This window comes from Pseudomonas sp. PNPG3 (assembly GCF_023093815.1).
Taxonomy (GTDB): domain Bacteria; phylum Pseudomonadota; class Gammaproteobacteria; order Pseudomonadales; family Pseudomonadaceae; genus Aquipseudomonas; species Aquipseudomonas asiatica.
Map to the genome: position 1 here is coordinate 184,072 of NZ_JALLKV010000001.1, position 14,180 is coordinate 198,251.

The 14,180-nt window shown below is 60.7% G+C and carries 12 protein-coding genes and 1 pseudogene; 6 read left to right on the top strand and 7 right to left on the bottom strand.

Annotated elements, in window-relative coordinates:
* Position 1: 1 nt before the first annotated feature.
* The 3 genes and pseudogenes from MJ643_RS00845 to MJ643_RS00860 form a co-directional block, all read left to right on the top strand.
* A pseudogene (locus tag MJ643_RS00845) lies at positions 2-730 on the top strand (divalent metal cation transporter); the annotation flags it as partial.
* A gap of 335 nt (positions 731-1,065) precedes the next feature.
* On the top strand, positions 1,066-2,484 hold the full coding sequence (locus MJ643_RS00855; RefSeq protein WP_232108991.1) for a DUF2252 domain-containing protein: 1,419 nt from the start codon (positions 1,066-1,068) through the stop codon (positions 2,482-2,484).
* A 58-nt stretch (positions 2,485-2,542) separates the two neighbouring features.
* On the top strand, positions 2,543-3,538 hold the full coding sequence (locus MJ643_RS00860; RefSeq protein ID WP_232108990.1) for a hypothetical protein: 996 nt from the start codon (positions 2,543-2,545) through the stop codon (positions 3,536-3,538).
* A gap of 109 nt (positions 3,539-3,647) precedes the next feature.
* Here MJ643_RS00860 and MJ643_RS00865 read toward each other — a convergent pair whose 3' ends face one another.
* Genes MJ643_RS00865 through MJ643_RS00875 form a run of 3 tightly spaced genes read right to left on the bottom strand, consistent with a single transcriptional unit; the run spans position 3,648 to position 7,123 of the window.
* On the bottom strand, positions 3,648-4,562 hold the full coding sequence (locus MJ643_RS00865) for a transporter substrate-binding domain-containing protein (RefSeq protein ID WP_023662720.1): 915 nt from the start codon (positions 4,560-4,562) through the stop codon (positions 3,648-3,650).
* A complete protein-coding gene (potE, locus tag MJ643_RS00870) occupies positions 4,559-5,890 on the bottom strand; it encodes a putrescine-ornithine antiporter (RefSeq protein ID WP_038409439.1) in 1,332 nt (443 codons plus the stop codon). Before potE ends, MJ643_RS00865 begins: the two co-directional genes overlap by 4 nt.
* A 39-nt stretch (positions 5,891-5,929) precedes the next feature.
* Entirely contained in the window at positions 5,930-7,123 is a 1,194-nt protein-coding gene (locus MJ643_RS00875) for a cation:proton antiporter (protein ID WP_023662718.1), read from the bottom strand.
* Positions 7,124-7,394: 271 nt separating this feature from the next.
* Between MJ643_RS00875 and MJ643_RS00880 the strand changes: the two genes are divergently transcribed.
* Entirely contained in the window at positions 7,395-7,970 is a 576-nt protein-coding gene (locus tag MJ643_RS00880; protein WP_023662717.1) for a phosphoribosyltransferase family protein, read from the top strand.
* 1 nt (position 7,971) lies between these two features.
* On the opposite strand, the gene MJ643_RS00885 is transcribed toward MJ643_RS00880, so the two are convergent.
* Entirely contained in the window at positions 7,972-8,862 is an 891-nt protein-coding gene (locus MJ643_RS00885; protein ID WP_023662716.1) for a universal stress protein, read from the bottom strand.
* Between the two features lie 69 nt (positions 8,863-8,931).
* Between MJ643_RS00885 and MJ643_RS00890 the strand changes: the two genes are divergently transcribed.
* Positions 8,932-9,921: a universal stress protein gene (locus tag MJ643_RS00890; RefSeq protein WP_031325551.1), complete on the top strand. Its 990-nt coding sequence runs from the start codon at positions 8,932-8,934 to the stop codon at positions 9,919-9,921.
* Positions 9,922-9,976: 55 nt separating this feature from the next.
* Here the strand turns inward: MJ643_RS00890 and MJ643_RS00895 are convergent, their stop codons facing one another.
* Positions 9,977-10,468, bottom strand: a complete 492-nt coding sequence (locus tag MJ643_RS00895; RefSeq protein ID WP_023662714.1) for a BCAM0308 family protein — start codon at positions 10,466-10,468, stop codon at positions 9,977-9,979.
* Positions 10,469-10,622: 154 nt separating this feature from the next.
* Between MJ643_RS00895 and prs the strand changes: the two genes are divergently transcribed.
* Positions 10,623-11,582, top strand: coding sequence for a ribose-phosphate diphosphokinase (prs, locus tag MJ643_RS00900; RefSeq protein WP_038409436.1), 960 nt, complete (start codon positions 10,623-10,625; stop codon positions 11,580-11,582).
* A gap of 15 nt (positions 11,583-11,597) precedes the next feature.
* Here prs and MJ643_RS00905 read toward each other — a convergent pair whose 3' ends face one another.
* Entirely contained in the window at positions 11,598-12,488 is an 891-nt protein-coding gene (locus MJ643_RS00905) for a universal stress protein (RefSeq protein ID WP_023662712.1), read from the bottom strand.
* 28 nt (positions 12,489-12,516) lie between these two features.
* Positions 12,517-14,136, bottom strand: a complete 1,620-nt coding sequence (groL, locus tag MJ643_RS00910) for a chaperonin GroEL (protein ID WP_024086882.1) — start codon at positions 14,134-14,136, stop codon at positions 12,517-12,519.
* Positions 14,137-14,180: the final 44 nt, after the last annotated feature.

Consider the following 14,180-nt stretch of genomic DNA (forward strand, 5'->3'; position numbering starts at 1 on the left):
CGGCTTCAGCATTCCAGCCGATGAAGGCGTTCACGGCGCTCTGCTGGTAGCGGTATCGGTGATCGGTGCCGTGGCAGGTTCGGTAGCCAACTTCGTGCACCCTTATGTCATGCGTGAAAAAGGCTGGGTCGGCCCGCAACACAAACGCATCCAGCGCAACGACCTGCTGTTCGCGGTATTCGTCGGTATCGTCATCAACCTGGCGATCTGGATCGTCGGCGCGGAAATCCTGCGGCCCAACGGCATCGAGGTGAAAACGCTCGGCGACCTGGGCAAGGCGTTGGAACTGTTCTTCGGCCCGATCGGCTGGTACATCTTCTTCGTAGGCGTATTCGCCACTTTGTTCGCCAGCATTTCCGGCAAGACCACTGCGTTCCCCATGCTGATCACCGACGCTTTCCAACATGTGAAGCCCGAACGGCGCGAACGCTATGGAAAGGAATTCCACAACGACCCGATGCACAAGTGGTTCATGTTGTTCATCCTGGTGACGCCACTGGTCTGGTCGATCCCGGGCATGCCCGACTTCGTGACCCTTACCATCGGTGTCAGCGCGCTGAACATCATCGGCCTGCCGGTGATCTCGCTGGGCCTGCTGATCATGTCCAACCAGAAATCGCTGCTGGGCAAGGCGTACCGCAACAACTGGTTTGAAAACATCGCGCTGGCATTCGCCACTGGCCTGGCGTTATGGGTAGCCCTCCAACTTGCAGTGGACCTTATCGCCTGAAGGTAATTGGCGGCCCTGGCTCAATGTTGGCCAGGGCTTCTTTGTGCGCCTCTGGCCCTGCGCGCCAATACCACTTTGATGCAAACCAGCAGCGGCGCAGGCACGACAAACAACAACACAACAGCATTGAACACAGTGTCGAAGGCAATTACCGCTCCTTGTCACGCCACTGCCCGCCTCAACAGACTGGTAGCTGCACGGCCAATTTGGGATAAGTGAATTACTGCTACGCTTTTCAGTAGCTGTCCGGGAATATTCGACGCCGCATTAGTGATTCATCACAGACGAGTTCCGTTGTCGGTCGGGCCCACCCTTTGCTCATCCAAGGTGCCGACATGGCTGAGTTCAAGAAGCGTTCAACCAAACGGTTGTCCAGGGTAATAGACGACATCCGTGAAGATAAGAATTTTCACTCGCTCAAGGAGAGACTGGAGGCCGGCAAACGTCTACGAGATGTCATGCCGCGGGCGGCTCAAGCAACGTGGAAATGCAAGCCCAGGCAGCGTGATCCTGTCGGTTTGCTCGAGCTGTCCAACCGTGACCGACATCCGGCACTGGTGCCTGTGCGTTACGGGCGAATGCTGCGCAGTCCATTCACCTTCTTGCGCGGCTCGGCCGGCCTGATGGCACGCGACCTCGCCACACTGCCTTGCACCGGCGTACGCGTCCAGGCGTGCGGCGATTGCCACCTGCTCAATTTTGGCTTGTTCGCCACCCCTGAACGCAACCTGATCTTCGATATCAACGACTTCGACGAGACGCTCCCTGCACCTTGGGAATGGGACATCAAACGGTTGGCGGTCAGTTTTGCCGTCGCCGCCCAAGACAATCGGCTGAACGATAAGGAGGCAGGACAACTGGCCATGGCCTGCGTGCAGGCCTACCGCAAACGCATGCGTGAATTGTCGGAGATGAGTCCGCTTGACGTCTGGTACGACCGCTTGGACGCTCAAGCGATCATCGACATGGCACCCAGCATGAAATACCGCAAAGCGCGGCAAGAGTTGATAGCCAGGGCCAGAACGCGCATTGGGGACTACCTGTATCCCCAGATCAGTGATGAAGTGGGCGGTAGGCGGCGCCTGGTCGACCAGCCGCCAATCCTGTTCCATATCCATGAAGCCGGTTTTGCCAAGCGCGTGAAGCTGGCTCTTGAGGATTACCGCAGCTCATTGCTACCCGAGCGCAGATTTCTCTACGACCGTTATCGCCTCGAGGACTTTGCAGTAAAAGCCGTAGGCATCGGCAGCGTGGGCACGTTCTGCTTCGTTGGCTTGTTCTTTTCAGCCGAAAACCATCCGCTGCTGCTGCAATTCAAGGAAGCCTGCCCATCAGTGCTGGCGCCCTATGCCGGCAAGAGCGAATTTGCCAATCAAGGTCAGCGCGTGGTTACCGGCCAGCGCCTTTCGCAGTCCGCCAGCGACATCTTTCTGGGCTGGACCGAAAGCAGCAAGGGCCGGCAGTTTTTCGTCAGACAACTGCGCGATATGAAGATGTCATTGCCGGTGGAAGGTGCGTCTTTCGAGCAGATGAACATGTATGCGCAGGTGTGCGGCATGACATTGGCGCGGGCGCATGCCAAGTCAGGGGACGCAGCACTGATCAGCGGATATCTCGGCAAGTCGGACGCCTTCGATCAGGCCCTTGGCAAGTTTGCCCTGGCTTATGCCGAGCAGAATGCCAGGGACTACGCGGCGCTGGTCAACGCCGAGAAAAAAGGCAGGATAAAAGCGTTTCGCGAGGAAGACGATTGAGCACTGCCATGGCCTATGCCCGGGAGTGACCCAACTGCATTTATCTGGATTCAAGAAGATGAATGAAAATCGTGTTTCCACTGCGCATTCAAGCTCCTTCCGTTTCAACAGAACCGCTCTCGTCGCGGCCACACTGATGCTGACCGCCTGTTCCACGCTCGGCCCCTCTACTATCGAGCGCGATAGAAGCGATTACGCGACCGTCATAGCCACGACCTGGAAAGAACAGACCCTGTTGAACATCGTCAAGTTGCGCTACGCCGATGCCCCTGTGTATCTGGAGGTGTCATCGGTGATCAGTTCCACGGCCATCCAAAGCCAGGTAAACCTTTCCGCAAGTTGGTTCAGTGGTTCACCAGCCGAGGGTAACAGCCAGACATTGGGCGCTTCCGGCCTTTATACGGATCGCCCTACCATCAGCTACACCCCGCTATCCGGTGAACGCTTTTCCCGCTATCTGCTCACGCCGCTTTCGCCAGCGGCGATATTCTCGCTGATTCAGGCGGGCTATCCGGTCGATCGCGTGCTGCACCTGACCACGCGTGCTGCAAACGGCTTGTACAACAGGTCTACCTCCCCGTCTCGGCTACGTTCAGCAGACCCCGAGTTCTATGCGGTGCTGGATGCACTTCGGCGGATTCAGCGTTCGGAAAAGCTGGGTATGCGGATCAGTCAACGTGCTGGGGCTGACAGTGAGCTGCTGCTGATTGCCGACACCAGGTCGGAGATCGTCGAAAAAGACCGCCAGCTGGTGCGTCAGTCGCTGCACCTTCGACCCGATGCGGAGGTACTGCACCTCACTTTCGGCTCGGTGCAGCGGAACGATTCCGAAGTGGCCTTGCTGACGCGCTCGATGTCGGAGATCTTCTCGGAAATTGCCGCCACCATCGACGCCCGCCCATCCATGTGCAAGAAGGGCGGGCAAACCCCGCGCCTGCCCTTCCTGTGGTTTCCAGCGAGTGGGACGCGCCACTGGTGCGTATCTTCTCAAGCGAGCACAAGCCAGATAATGCCTATACGGCCGTGCGCTATCGCGATCACTGGTTCTGGATAGACGATCGCGACCTGAGGTCCAAGTCCGAGTTTCTGTTCATCCTTGTGCTCTTGTCCCTTGCCGAAACCGGCGTCGCGCCGGAAACACCAGTCATCACCATCCCCGCCAACTAGTCCGGCAGCGGATACAGGCTTTGCAGCAAGCGGTCCTGTGCGGACTGTGGACCTAGGTAGCGAACGAACAGCGCCTCACCTTGCGGGCCCGAGAGGGCCTGGCTCAAGGCGGTATCCACCAACAAGCGAAAATCAACATCTCCCCTTGGCATCGACAACGCCACCCGGCTCATGACGAACAGGTGATCCGGAACCCACAGCTGGTCGCGTTCGGCTTGCCGGGCCTGGTGGGCCAGCAGGACCACCCTGTCTCCGAGGAACGCGTCGACCTTGCGGTCGGCCACCCGTTGCACCCCCTCCTCGTACGTCGACACTTCCTCGAGCGTGGATTGCAAGCCAAGCTGGCGGATCCGCTCATGGGCCCAGCGGCTGCTCAAGGTGCCACGCAATACGGCGAAACTGTGCTTGCTCAGCCCTGCATTGATCGTCGCGCGCCAGCGCGGGCCGGTATTGTCCGTGCTACCGCTGAGGGGGCTGAGCAAGCTGGCAGGTGCATCGCGCCTGACCAAAGCCGCGAGGCCGGAGGTAAACACCGGAATGGAAAAATCCAACGTGCCTCGTCTGGTTTTGGTTTCCACCATCGGTGTACACAGCAGGTCGACCTGCCCGTTGCCCACGGCCCGAACAGCCTCTGGCTCTGCCAGTGAGTGCCAGCGCACCTGCAAGCCAGCGAGCCCTGGCAATTCCCGAATACGTGCGACGACTGCTTGGCAAAGGTCGATGGAATACCCCTCCGGAGCCTGATCGCTGCCTGATGAGAAGGGTGCGAACCCCTCCATGAATCCGAGGTTCAGCACCTGCTCCTGGCGTAACCGGCCCAACGTGTCGGCAGCGGCGACGGTGCTGTCCGCTGACGCGCACGACAGCAAACTGAAAAGACACCAACCGGTCACTTTCGATCCGCGCTTCATGGCGCACCTCCGATCATGTCCAGCGCCTTGACGAAACGTTTGGCAATGAAGCCGAACAGCAGGTAACCCAGCGCCATGATCAGTGCCGCACCGAATACGGCTTCCAGGCCCGAGGCGTACAGTGCGTAGAAGCAATAGCAAACCGCGACCACCATGATTGCGCTGTTACGGCGAAAAATGGCTGCCTGTACCTGGGCCTTGTACATGATCACCAACAGCCCGGTCAGCGAGGTGATGTAGGGGATGATGTTGGTCACGGCAGCCAGGTTCACCAGTTTGCTGAACTGGGCGCTGGCATTGGGCGAGAGCGTCGACAGGGCAATGAGGCTCTGCAGCACCGCGCAGGTCAGCATGCCCGCCAGTGGCACGCCACGGGCCGTGGTGCGTGTAAACAGCGTTGGGAAAAGCCCCTGCCCGGCGGTGACCCTGGCGGTTTCAGCCAAGGTGAACTGCCAGCCAAGCAACGAACCGACGCAAGCGATCACCGCCAATGCCATGATCACGTTGCCGACGGAGTCGTTGAACATCTGTGCATAGACCATGGCGAAGGGCGCGCTGGCGTTGGCAAGCTCCGGATTCGGCACGATGCCCTGGATGACACTGGTCGAGAGGATATAGATCACGGCCGCGCCAAGGGTGCCGAGCAAGCATGCCAGAGGCACATTGCGCTTCGGATTTTCCACCGCGTCGGAGTTCTGCGCAGCTGATTCCATACCCAGGAACGCCCACAAGGTCAGTGGAATGCTGTTGGTTATGGCCTGAGCCACCGGCATTTGACCTGGATTCCAGGCGTCCTGGAAGGTTGCGAGGCTGAACCAGTACCAGCCGATCAAGCTCAAGCCGGCAACCGGGACGATGACACCCCACACGCTGACCGCGCCAATACGACCGGTAACCTCGGCGCCACCCAGGTTGGACAAGGTGGTAAACCAGATCAACATCACCGCTCCTGCCAGTAGCGGCCCGCCGCCACTGCCAAGCCAGGGAATGAAAGGCGTGAGGTAGCCCACGGCGGAAATGGCGATGGCCACGTTGCCAATCATCAGTGACAGAAAGTAAAGGTAGGAGCACAGAAAGAAAGCAGACTTGCCATGGGCTTGTTCACTGTAGGCAGACATGCCACCCGATTGCGTGCAGTAGATGCCGCATTGCGCGAAACAGTAGGCGATAGCCATCGAGCCTATGGCCGTGATCACCCAGGACAACAGCGAGACAGCGCCGATCTGCGCCATGCTCGCCGGCAGCATGATGATGCCGGACCCCATCATGTTTACCGTGACCAGTGTCGTCAGTCCGACCAGGCCCATTTTCTTTGCTTTTTCACGCATGGCGGCAACCTCCGCGAAAGCCTGTCGAAGAACCGATCGTCACTTTCCAACGCTGCGTCCCAACCGACGGGCCCCAGGTGCAGCGCTTATGCCGTGCAATACCACGCTGAGCACGACGCAAGCGATAGTCGTGGCGATGATCGTGCTGCCCTCTTGCAACCGTGCATCGAGTACCAGCACAGCGAAAACGATAGACGCTAGACCACGCGGCCCGAACCAGCCAATGAACAGACGGCTATCGGCAGTCAGTTCGCTCCCGGCAAGGCTGACCCAGACAGGCACCATACGCACCAGCGACAGGCTCAGCAGCGCGTAGAACCATACCGAGGGCGACAGGATTTGCGAGGCCTTGGGCGCAACGTAGGCACCGAACACCACCCAGGTCAGCAGCGAAAGCGCTTCACCGCAGGATTCGCCGGTCTTGAGCAGCAGTTGCGTTTCCCGATTGAACAGGTACCCCGTAAGCAATCCTGCGCAGAATGCCGCGATGAAACCGCTTCCGCCCATTGCCTGGGCACTGGCGAAACTCAGCAACGCCAGGGCGGGCATTACCAGTTGTTGCCAAGACTCCACCTGCAGGCAGCGGCGCTGCGAAAGACGCAACAACCCTCCCACCATCAGCGCCAGCACAGCCCCCGTCAGTGCGCCGATACCCAACTCCTCAAACAAGAAGTATCCCCCCAGGGCAAAAGGCATCGTCGAGCGGCTCTCCATCAACAATGCCAGCAACAAGAGCAGCACCGGCACGCAAATGCCATCGTTCAACCCGCTTTCGACATTCAGGCTTTCACGCACGCTGGCTGGCACGAGGGGGTTGGTCACCACTGCCTTGCCAAGGGCGGCATCGGTGGGGGCCAGGATTGTCGACAACAGGGCCATTTCCAGCCAGGGCATGCGTGGAAACATCAGCCACGCAGCTAGCCAACCGGCGACCAGGGTCAGCGGCAAGCCGATCGCCAGCAGGCGCAGCGGCAGGCTCCGGTTGCGGCGTAACTGAGCCAGATCAGCATGGGCAGCATCGCTGAACAACACGATCGCCAGGGTAAGCTCGGCCAGTAGCCGAAGATCATGGCGGTCCAGGGAAAGGTTCAGTAACCCGAGCCCGGCCGGGCCGGCCACCAGGCCCGCCAGCAGGAACAACAGGGGCCCGTTGACGGGTCTGGATTCGAGCGCGCCGGCCAGGTTGGCGTAAAGCACCAGCAAGGCAGCCAGGACAGCCAGATTCTGATACATGACAACCCACCGTGATCGACACGACTGTATAAAAACGCTACCACTGCGTCCGTGGCGCGGCGATCCCAAAGGCGGCAGAAGTTATCTTAGGTCAACAGTTGAAGTAATTAACCTGCAAGACCGCTGCGCATCGGGCGGTGCCAGCCCCAATGCCCTCGACATCGACCGCAAGCATTGTCATGGAACTGACCTGTGCTTGGCTTTTATCAAGTCCAATTGGCGGTGGCAGCGTAATTTGCCAATGACCATTGGCCGGCTACGGACAAGAATCATGAACCGCCCCGCTCCCTCACGCGTTCGCCTGTATGACGAACAAGATCTCGATAGCGTGCTGCGTACAATGGCGTATCAGGCCCTGGCGCTGATGCCTGCGCAGCCCCTGGTACTGGTGGGAATTCAACGCCGAGGTGAGCCTTTGGCGCGGCGCTTGCAACTGCACTTGCAGCAACTGACCGGAAGTGCCGCGCCACTGCCGCTCTACCCGATCAAGGTCAAGCGCTACGCCGACGACCTCAGCCTCCTGCATGCCCATACGCAGCTCACCGAGAACCCTGAGCTGGCCAAACTGAATCTGGCCGAAACCACCTTGCTGGTGGTCGATGACGTGCTGTACGAAGGGCACTCCCTGCTGCGCACCTGCGCTTACCTGGCTGAGATTGGGGCGCGACGGGTACTCAGCGCGGTGCTCGTTGACCGTCACGCCTGCCGCCAACCCGTGCATGCACACATCGTGGGCATACACCTGCAAGTCGCCGAGCAGGACATCGTCGAATGTCATGTGCCGCCTTTCGAAGCGGATTTCAGCGTGGAAGTGATTCGCCACGGCCGAGCCGGCGATACCGCCTGAATCAATCGGCTGACGGGGGCCTGACTGCCAGAACGCTGCACGGGGCATGATTGACGAGCCGTTCGGTAGTATCGCCGATCAGCTTGGCCCAACGTCTGGGCTGCACCACGCCGACCACCACCACATCGATCTTCAGCGTGGGGACGAGAGACTGAATGACGCGCAGCGGCGCACCTTCGATAAAGTGGCGCTGCGCATAGGGAATGCCATGGATATCGGCCAGTTCATCGAATGGTAGCTGGAGTGACTCGCGCACTTGCTCCGCCCATGGCGCTGCCAGGTCGGGATTGGCCAGCATGGCCAACGGTAGATCGTAGACCGACAGCAGATGGACCTGGCCGTTGCATGGGCTCGCCAGTTGCCGGCCTGCCTCCACCAGCGCATGGTTCAGCGCTTGCTGCGCAAGGTCGGCCTTGGCCACATCCACGGCCACCAGTATGTTCGCGGGCATGGCCCTGGCCTCGGCAGGCACGAGCAGCAATGGCACCTTACTGGTATGCAGCAACACATGGTCAACCGAGGATTTGTCGTTCAGGCCAGGTACCGGACTGGCGGGTAGCCCCTTGATCACCAAGTCAGGCGCAAAGCGTGCAATGCACGCCGGTACGAGGTCACGCGCCATGGAGCTTTCCAGCGCTTCGAAGGTGGTGTGCAACCCTGCGGGCGCCTGCTCGTCGAGCAAAGCCTTTAGCCCGGCACTGAAGTGCGCGAACGCGGCTGAAGGTTGTGAAGCTTGCTGCCCTGGCTCGGGCAGGCCAGGCTCAGTGGTGGCGTGGATGCCCAGTACGTGCAACAAGGCACCTGACGCTCGAGCCAATGCCATGGCCCGATGCATCGCGGCATGGGCCTGGACCTTGGTCATGACCAGAAGAATCCGGCGGTACGGGCTCATCAGCCACCTCCTGGCGCGAATATGGGGTGCCGCACCGCTGTCATTATCGAAGCTGCCGCTCAGCCAATCTTGATAAATATCAAGGCCATCAAGCCCCAGTGCGTCACCCTTGGCCTGTACCGGTGGGCCTTCATCGAGGCTGCCATCGCCGTGGAGGCCATCATGAACGCTTACTCGCGACTGCTACTGATCTGCCATCCAGACCTGCACCCCTCGCCTGCCCTGACGCGTGCTCAGGCGCTGGCCAGTACGACAGGCGCCACCTTGCACCTGGTGGTGCTCAGTCAACTGCCCTCACGCCTGGCCACCCTGGACCAGGTGCTGCGCAGCAATGCCCGCAAGCAGGACGCCGAGCACCGCAAGGCTTGGCTCGCCGACCAGGTGAAGGCGCTGGGCGAACTGGGCATTACCGCCTACGCCGAGACACTGGACGATGAAGACCCGCTCAAGGACTTGATCCGGCTGGCCCAACTGCACCGGGTGGAGATGGTGATCAAGGACATCAGGCACGAAACCGCCTTGAGCCGTGCCCTGCTCACCCCCTTGGACTGGCAACTGCTGCGCCGTTGCCCGATCCCGATGCACCTGGTGGCCCAGGCTGAAACCAAGCTGCCAGCGCGCATCCTTGTCGCCGTGGATCTTGTCGAGCACGACCCGGTGATCGACAGGCTCAACGACCACATCCTGCAATCGGCACAGGCACTGGCACAGCGATGCAAGGCGCAACTGCACCTGCTGCAGGCCTATGAACCCAGCACCAGCTTCGTTGCCTATGCCGCCGCACCCGTGGCCTGGACTGACAAGCTGGTAGAGGAAATATCTGGTCGCGCGCGCGAGCGCATGGCGACGTTCGGCGGCCGCTACGGCATCAAGCCAGATCATCTGCACCTGGTGCGAGGCGCTGCCCGTAACGTGGTCAGCGACTACGCGAACAAGCATGGCTTCGATGTGGTAGTGATGGGTACGCTCTACCACGAGGGGGTGAGCAAGGTCGTTGGCAGTACTACAGAGCAAACCCTGTACAAGGTTCACTCCAGCATTCTGGCGATCCACGGTTGAACGATCACCTGCCTGGTTTCACCTTCTCCCTGGAGTGAAACCAGGCGAACTGACCTCAGTCGCGATGCCAGTCGATACTCAAGTACACATCGCTGTCGCTGTAACGGTAGCTGCAAGTTCCATCGTAGGCGGCCTCCAGCTCATGACCGATGCGGTTGGCCAGGTGGGTACCAGTGGTGGTTGCTACCAGTTGATCCTGCTGGTACTCGATGGCTATCAAGCGCTCAAGAACATGCCTTTGCCTTTCCTGTTGCTCCACGTTATGCATGAGTTTGCGAATCTCCTCTTCGTGCGCTGCCAGAAAACGGCCCGACACCCGCACTTGTCCGGCAGCGGCACGGTCCTCGATACGTCGGCATGCGGGGCAGACAATCGAATCCACCGGCCCAGGCCCCATCGCCCCATAGGCGTGCCACTCCCCTCCGTGGTAGACAACGCCACATTGCGGACAACGCGCGCTGCCGCCAGAACGAAGCGGCGTGGCATAGGGGTCGAACGGGTGTGGCTTGAACAGTTTGTCCTTGTGGCTTTTCTGGTATTTGTCCATTGGCGTACTCTCCGTGCAGGGTATAGGTGCGCAGGCCTTGGCATGCTCTGACCTGCCCAGTGTCCGCCTGCTGGCTATGCTCGACTTGATAAACGTCAAACCCCACAGTCCAACTCAGCTTATGTTGCTATGTACGACCAATGGAGCGCAGGGCATGAATGACACACCGCCGTTACTGTTCGCCCTGCGAGGCAGCCAGGCCTATGGGAATGCCGTGGCGCAACGCCTGGGGTGGACACTGTCAGCACATGAAGAGCGTGACTACGAGGACGGAGAACACAAATGCTGGCCTGGCGAATCGGTCGACGGTCGATCGGTCATCGTCTTTCACTCGCTCTATGGCGACGCGCACCACAGCGCACACGACAAGCTGTGCCGGTTGCTGTTCTTCTGTGGTGCGCTCAAGGACGCCGGTGCCAGCCAGGTGACAGCAATCACGCCTTACCTGTGTTATGGCCGCAAGGACCGCAAGGTGGAGTTTCAGGATGCGACCATCACCCGCCATGTGGCTTGCCTGATGGAAAGCATCGGTGTCGACCGCGTGGTGGCGCTGGACGTACACAACCCCAGCGCCTTCGACAACGCCTACCGAATCCCGAGCTGGAACCTGCAATGCACCGAGCTGTTCGCCCAACACTTGGCCCCGCTGCTCGGTGAGCAGACAGTCACGGTCGTGTCGCCGGATATTGGCGGCATCAAACGCGCCGAGCAGTTTCGCCAGGTTCTGGCGGACCTGCTCGGGCGCCCGGTATCTGTGGCCATGATGGAAAAGCACCGCCAGCAGGCGGGCCTGAGCGGTGAACACCTGGTGGGTGACGTGGCAGGTAGCACTGTCATCGTGTTCGACGACCTGATCAGCACGGGGCAGACGCTGCTGCGCGCAGCCCAGGCCTGCCGACAGGCCGGAGCCAGCCGCATGCTGGCCGCTGCCACCCATGGCCTGTTCACCACTGGTGGCGAGCTATTCGACAGCGGGGTATTCGAACGGGTACTGGTGGCCGACAGCATCGCGCCCTTTCGCCTGCCCGTGCGATGCCTGCAGCGGCTGGATATCGTCGATACCAGCGCCCTGGTCGCCGAGTTGCTTGCCAACCGCCGGGGCTGGGGAGCATGAACCCCAGACATCGCCCTACACCGCCAGGATATTGCAGGGTATCTGGTACAACACATGCTCCGTGGTGCTGCCGAACAGTCGGTCCAGCCCACGGGCAAGCGGCCTGCCCATGACGATGACGTCCACCGGGTGGGTCTCGACATATTCACTCAGCACCGCGACCGGGCGGCCCAGCAGGAAGTGCCTGCGTTCGGCCGGCGCACCGTAGCGGTCGGCCAGCGCCTTGAAATCGTCCTCCAGGGCGTGGCGCAAGGACTCGCCGACGTCGCCAATAGCCCAGGCGCCATATCCCATGTCGCCCATGTAGGCCATGGTCAGGTCACAGGCGAACAGCAGGTCCAGTTGCGCGCCGGTCTGCAAGGCCAGCGCATTGGCCTGCTGGACGATGCTGTTATTGCGCGCCTGGCCCTCGGGTGATTGATCGGCCACGTCCACCGCCGCGACGATCTGGCGAGGCAAGGCCGGCCTGGCGGCGCCCAACAGGTAGACCGGGATCGGGCAATGGCGCAGCAACTGCCAGTCCAACGGGGTAAAGAAGGCCCGCTTGAGCACCGGCTCGTGCTCGACCTGCTTGAGCAGTACATCCGGCTGCATCTCCAGGGCATGTTCGAGAATATCCGCCTGCAAATCGCTGCTCCAGGCGACTTCCGTCGTCACTTGCACACCCGAGGCTCGTAGCACCTTGGCCTGAGCCTCGAGCTGGTCTTGCTGGGATTGCAGGTAAGCCTGCCGCTCGCTCCGAGGGTCACCTGTCTCCAGGAACCTGAGCTTGTCCAGCGACTCCAGCAAACCCACTATGTGCAGGCTTGCCGAACTTGACCTGGCCAGGGCGGCAGCCTGTTCCAAGGCACAGGACTGGCACAATGCCGGGCGCAGGATCAGCAACAGGCGTTGATAGTGGCTCATGGTAGCCTCCAATGATCGGTTCGCCTGATCACTCAGGGATTGGGGGTTGCATCAAAGGTGCTGGTTTTTCCGGGATATCGGTCATGGTTGCCTCGGTCAGCAGCAGGATGCTGGCGACGGAAACAGCATTCTCGAGGGCGATGCGCACCACTTTGGTGGGGTCGATGATGCCGGCCTCGTACAGGTCGACATAGGTGTTGGCCGCCGCGTCGAACCCGATACTGCCCGTTTCGGCGAGCATGCGTGCCACCACCACACCCGCGTCCACCGCGGAATTATCGGCAATCATCCGCGCCGGGGCCTCCAGCGCACGGCGCAGTATCTGCAGGCCCGTACGCATATCGCCTTCGCTGTTCTCCTCTTCAGCGAGCAACACCGACACAGTCTTCAGCAAAGCCAGGCCGGCGCCAGGCACGATGCCTTCGGCGATGGCTGCACGGGTGGCGGCCAGGGCATCGTCCAATGCGTCCTTGCGCGCTTTCATCTCCGCCTCGGAGGGTGCCCCGACACGTATCACTGCCACACCGCCGGCAAGCCTGGCCAGGCGTTCGTGCAGTTTTTCCCGATCATAATCGCTGGTGCTGGCCTCGATCTGGGCGCGGATATGCGCAACGCGGGTAGCCACCGCTTGCTGCGTGCCACTGCCTCCAATCAACGCGGTGCTGTCCTTCAACACCACCGCACGGTGCACTTGGCCAAGCTGGGACAGCTGCAACTGATCGAGCGTGACGCCAAGCTCTGCCGACACCAGGGTCGCCCCCGTGAGCACCGCGATGTCCTGAAGTATTTCCTTGCGCCGGTCGCCATACCCAGGAGCCTTCACCGCCACCGCGCGCAGTACGCCGCGGATCTGGTTGACTACCAGCGTGGTCAGGGCCTCGCCGTCGATGTCCTCGGCAATAACCACCAGCGGCTGACCGCTTTTCGCCACCTGTTCCAGCAGGGGTAGCAGATCGTTGAGTGCGCCGATCTTGTGATCGCATAGCAAGACACAGGCATCGGTCAGTTCGACCTGCATCTTCTCGGTGTCGGTGACGAAGTAAGGCGACACATAGCCTCGGTCGAAGCGCATGCCATCCATGATCTCGACCTTGGTTTCGGTGGTCTTGGATTCCTCGATGCTGACCACACCTTCCACGCCAACCTTTTCCAGGGCATCGGCGACCAACTGGCCAATCAACGGATCGTTGTGCGCTGACAACGTCGCCACTTGTGCTTTTTCCTTGGCAGTGCAGACCTGTCGTGACTGCGCCAGCAACGATTTGATGACCAGCGCCAAGCCCTTGTCCAGGCCTCGCTTGAGATCGATGGCACTGGCTCCGGCCACCACGTTGCGCACGCCGTCGGCCAGGATCGCGTGAGCGAGCACAGTTGCGGTACTGGTGCCATCACCCACCGCTTCACCAGTGCGCTCGGCCGCCTGGCGCAGCATCTGTGCGCCGAGGTTTTCCTCCGGATCCTGCAGAAAGACGCGTTTGGCGATGGTCACGCCATCGTTGCAGACAGTCGGTTTACCCCAACTGCTTTGCATCAGTACCGATTTCGATTTGGGCCCTAGCGTAACGCGCACGGCATCGGCGAGCTGGGTGGCACCACTGAGGATTTTCTCCCGCGCTGCGGAGCGAAACAGGATTTTGCTGTGGGGCATGGTATTGCCTCCCGTTCAGGCCAGGGCAGAGAACAACTGCTGCC

What these genes read in the sequence shown, in the direction of transcription:
- prs (WP_038409436.1), top strand. Translation starts at nt 10,623, where the DNA reads ATGAATGACACACCGCCGTTACTGTTCGCCCTGCGAGGCAGCCAGGCC.
- MJ643_RS00855 (WP_232108991.1), top strand. Translation starts at nt 1,066, where the DNA reads ATGGCTGAGTTCAAGAAGCGTTCAACCAAACGGTTGTCCAGGGTAATA.
- MJ643_RS00860 (WP_232108990.1), top strand. Translation starts at nt 2,543, where the DNA reads ATGAATGAAAATCGTGTTTCCACTGCGCATTCAAGCTCCTTCCGTTTC.
- groL (WP_024086882.1), bottom strand. Translation starts at nt 14,136, where the DNA reads ATGCCCCACAGCAAAATCCTGTTTCGCTCCGCAGCGCGGGAGAAAATC.
- MJ643_RS00905 (WP_023662712.1), bottom strand. Translation starts at nt 12,488, where the DNA reads ATGAGCCACTATCAACGCCTGTTGCTGATCCTGCGCCCGGCATTGTGC.
- MJ643_RS00865 (WP_023662720.1), bottom strand. Translation starts at nt 4,562, where the DNA reads ATGAAGCGCGGATCGAAAGTGACCGGTTGGTGTCTTTTCAGTTTGCTG.
- MJ643_RS00875 (WP_023662718.1), bottom strand. Translation starts at nt 7,123, where the DNA reads ATGTATCAGAATCTGGCTGTCCTGGCTGCCTTGCTGGTGCTTTACGCC.
- MJ643_RS00880 (WP_023662717.1), top strand. Translation starts at nt 7,395, where the DNA reads ATGAACCGCCCCGCTCCCTCACGCGTTCGCCTGTATGACGAACAAGAT.
- potE (WP_038409439.1), bottom strand. Translation starts at nt 5,890, where the DNA reads ATGCGTGAAAAAGCAAAGAAAATGGGCCTGGTCGGACTGACGACACTG.
- MJ643_RS00885 (WP_023662716.1), bottom strand. Translation starts at nt 8,862, where the DNA reads ATGAGCCCGTACCGCCGGATTCTTCTGGTCATGACCAAGGTCCAGGCC.
- MJ643_RS00895 (WP_023662714.1), bottom strand. Translation starts at nt 10,468, where the DNA reads ATGGACAAATACCAGAAAAGCCACAAGGACAAACTGTTCAAGCCACAC.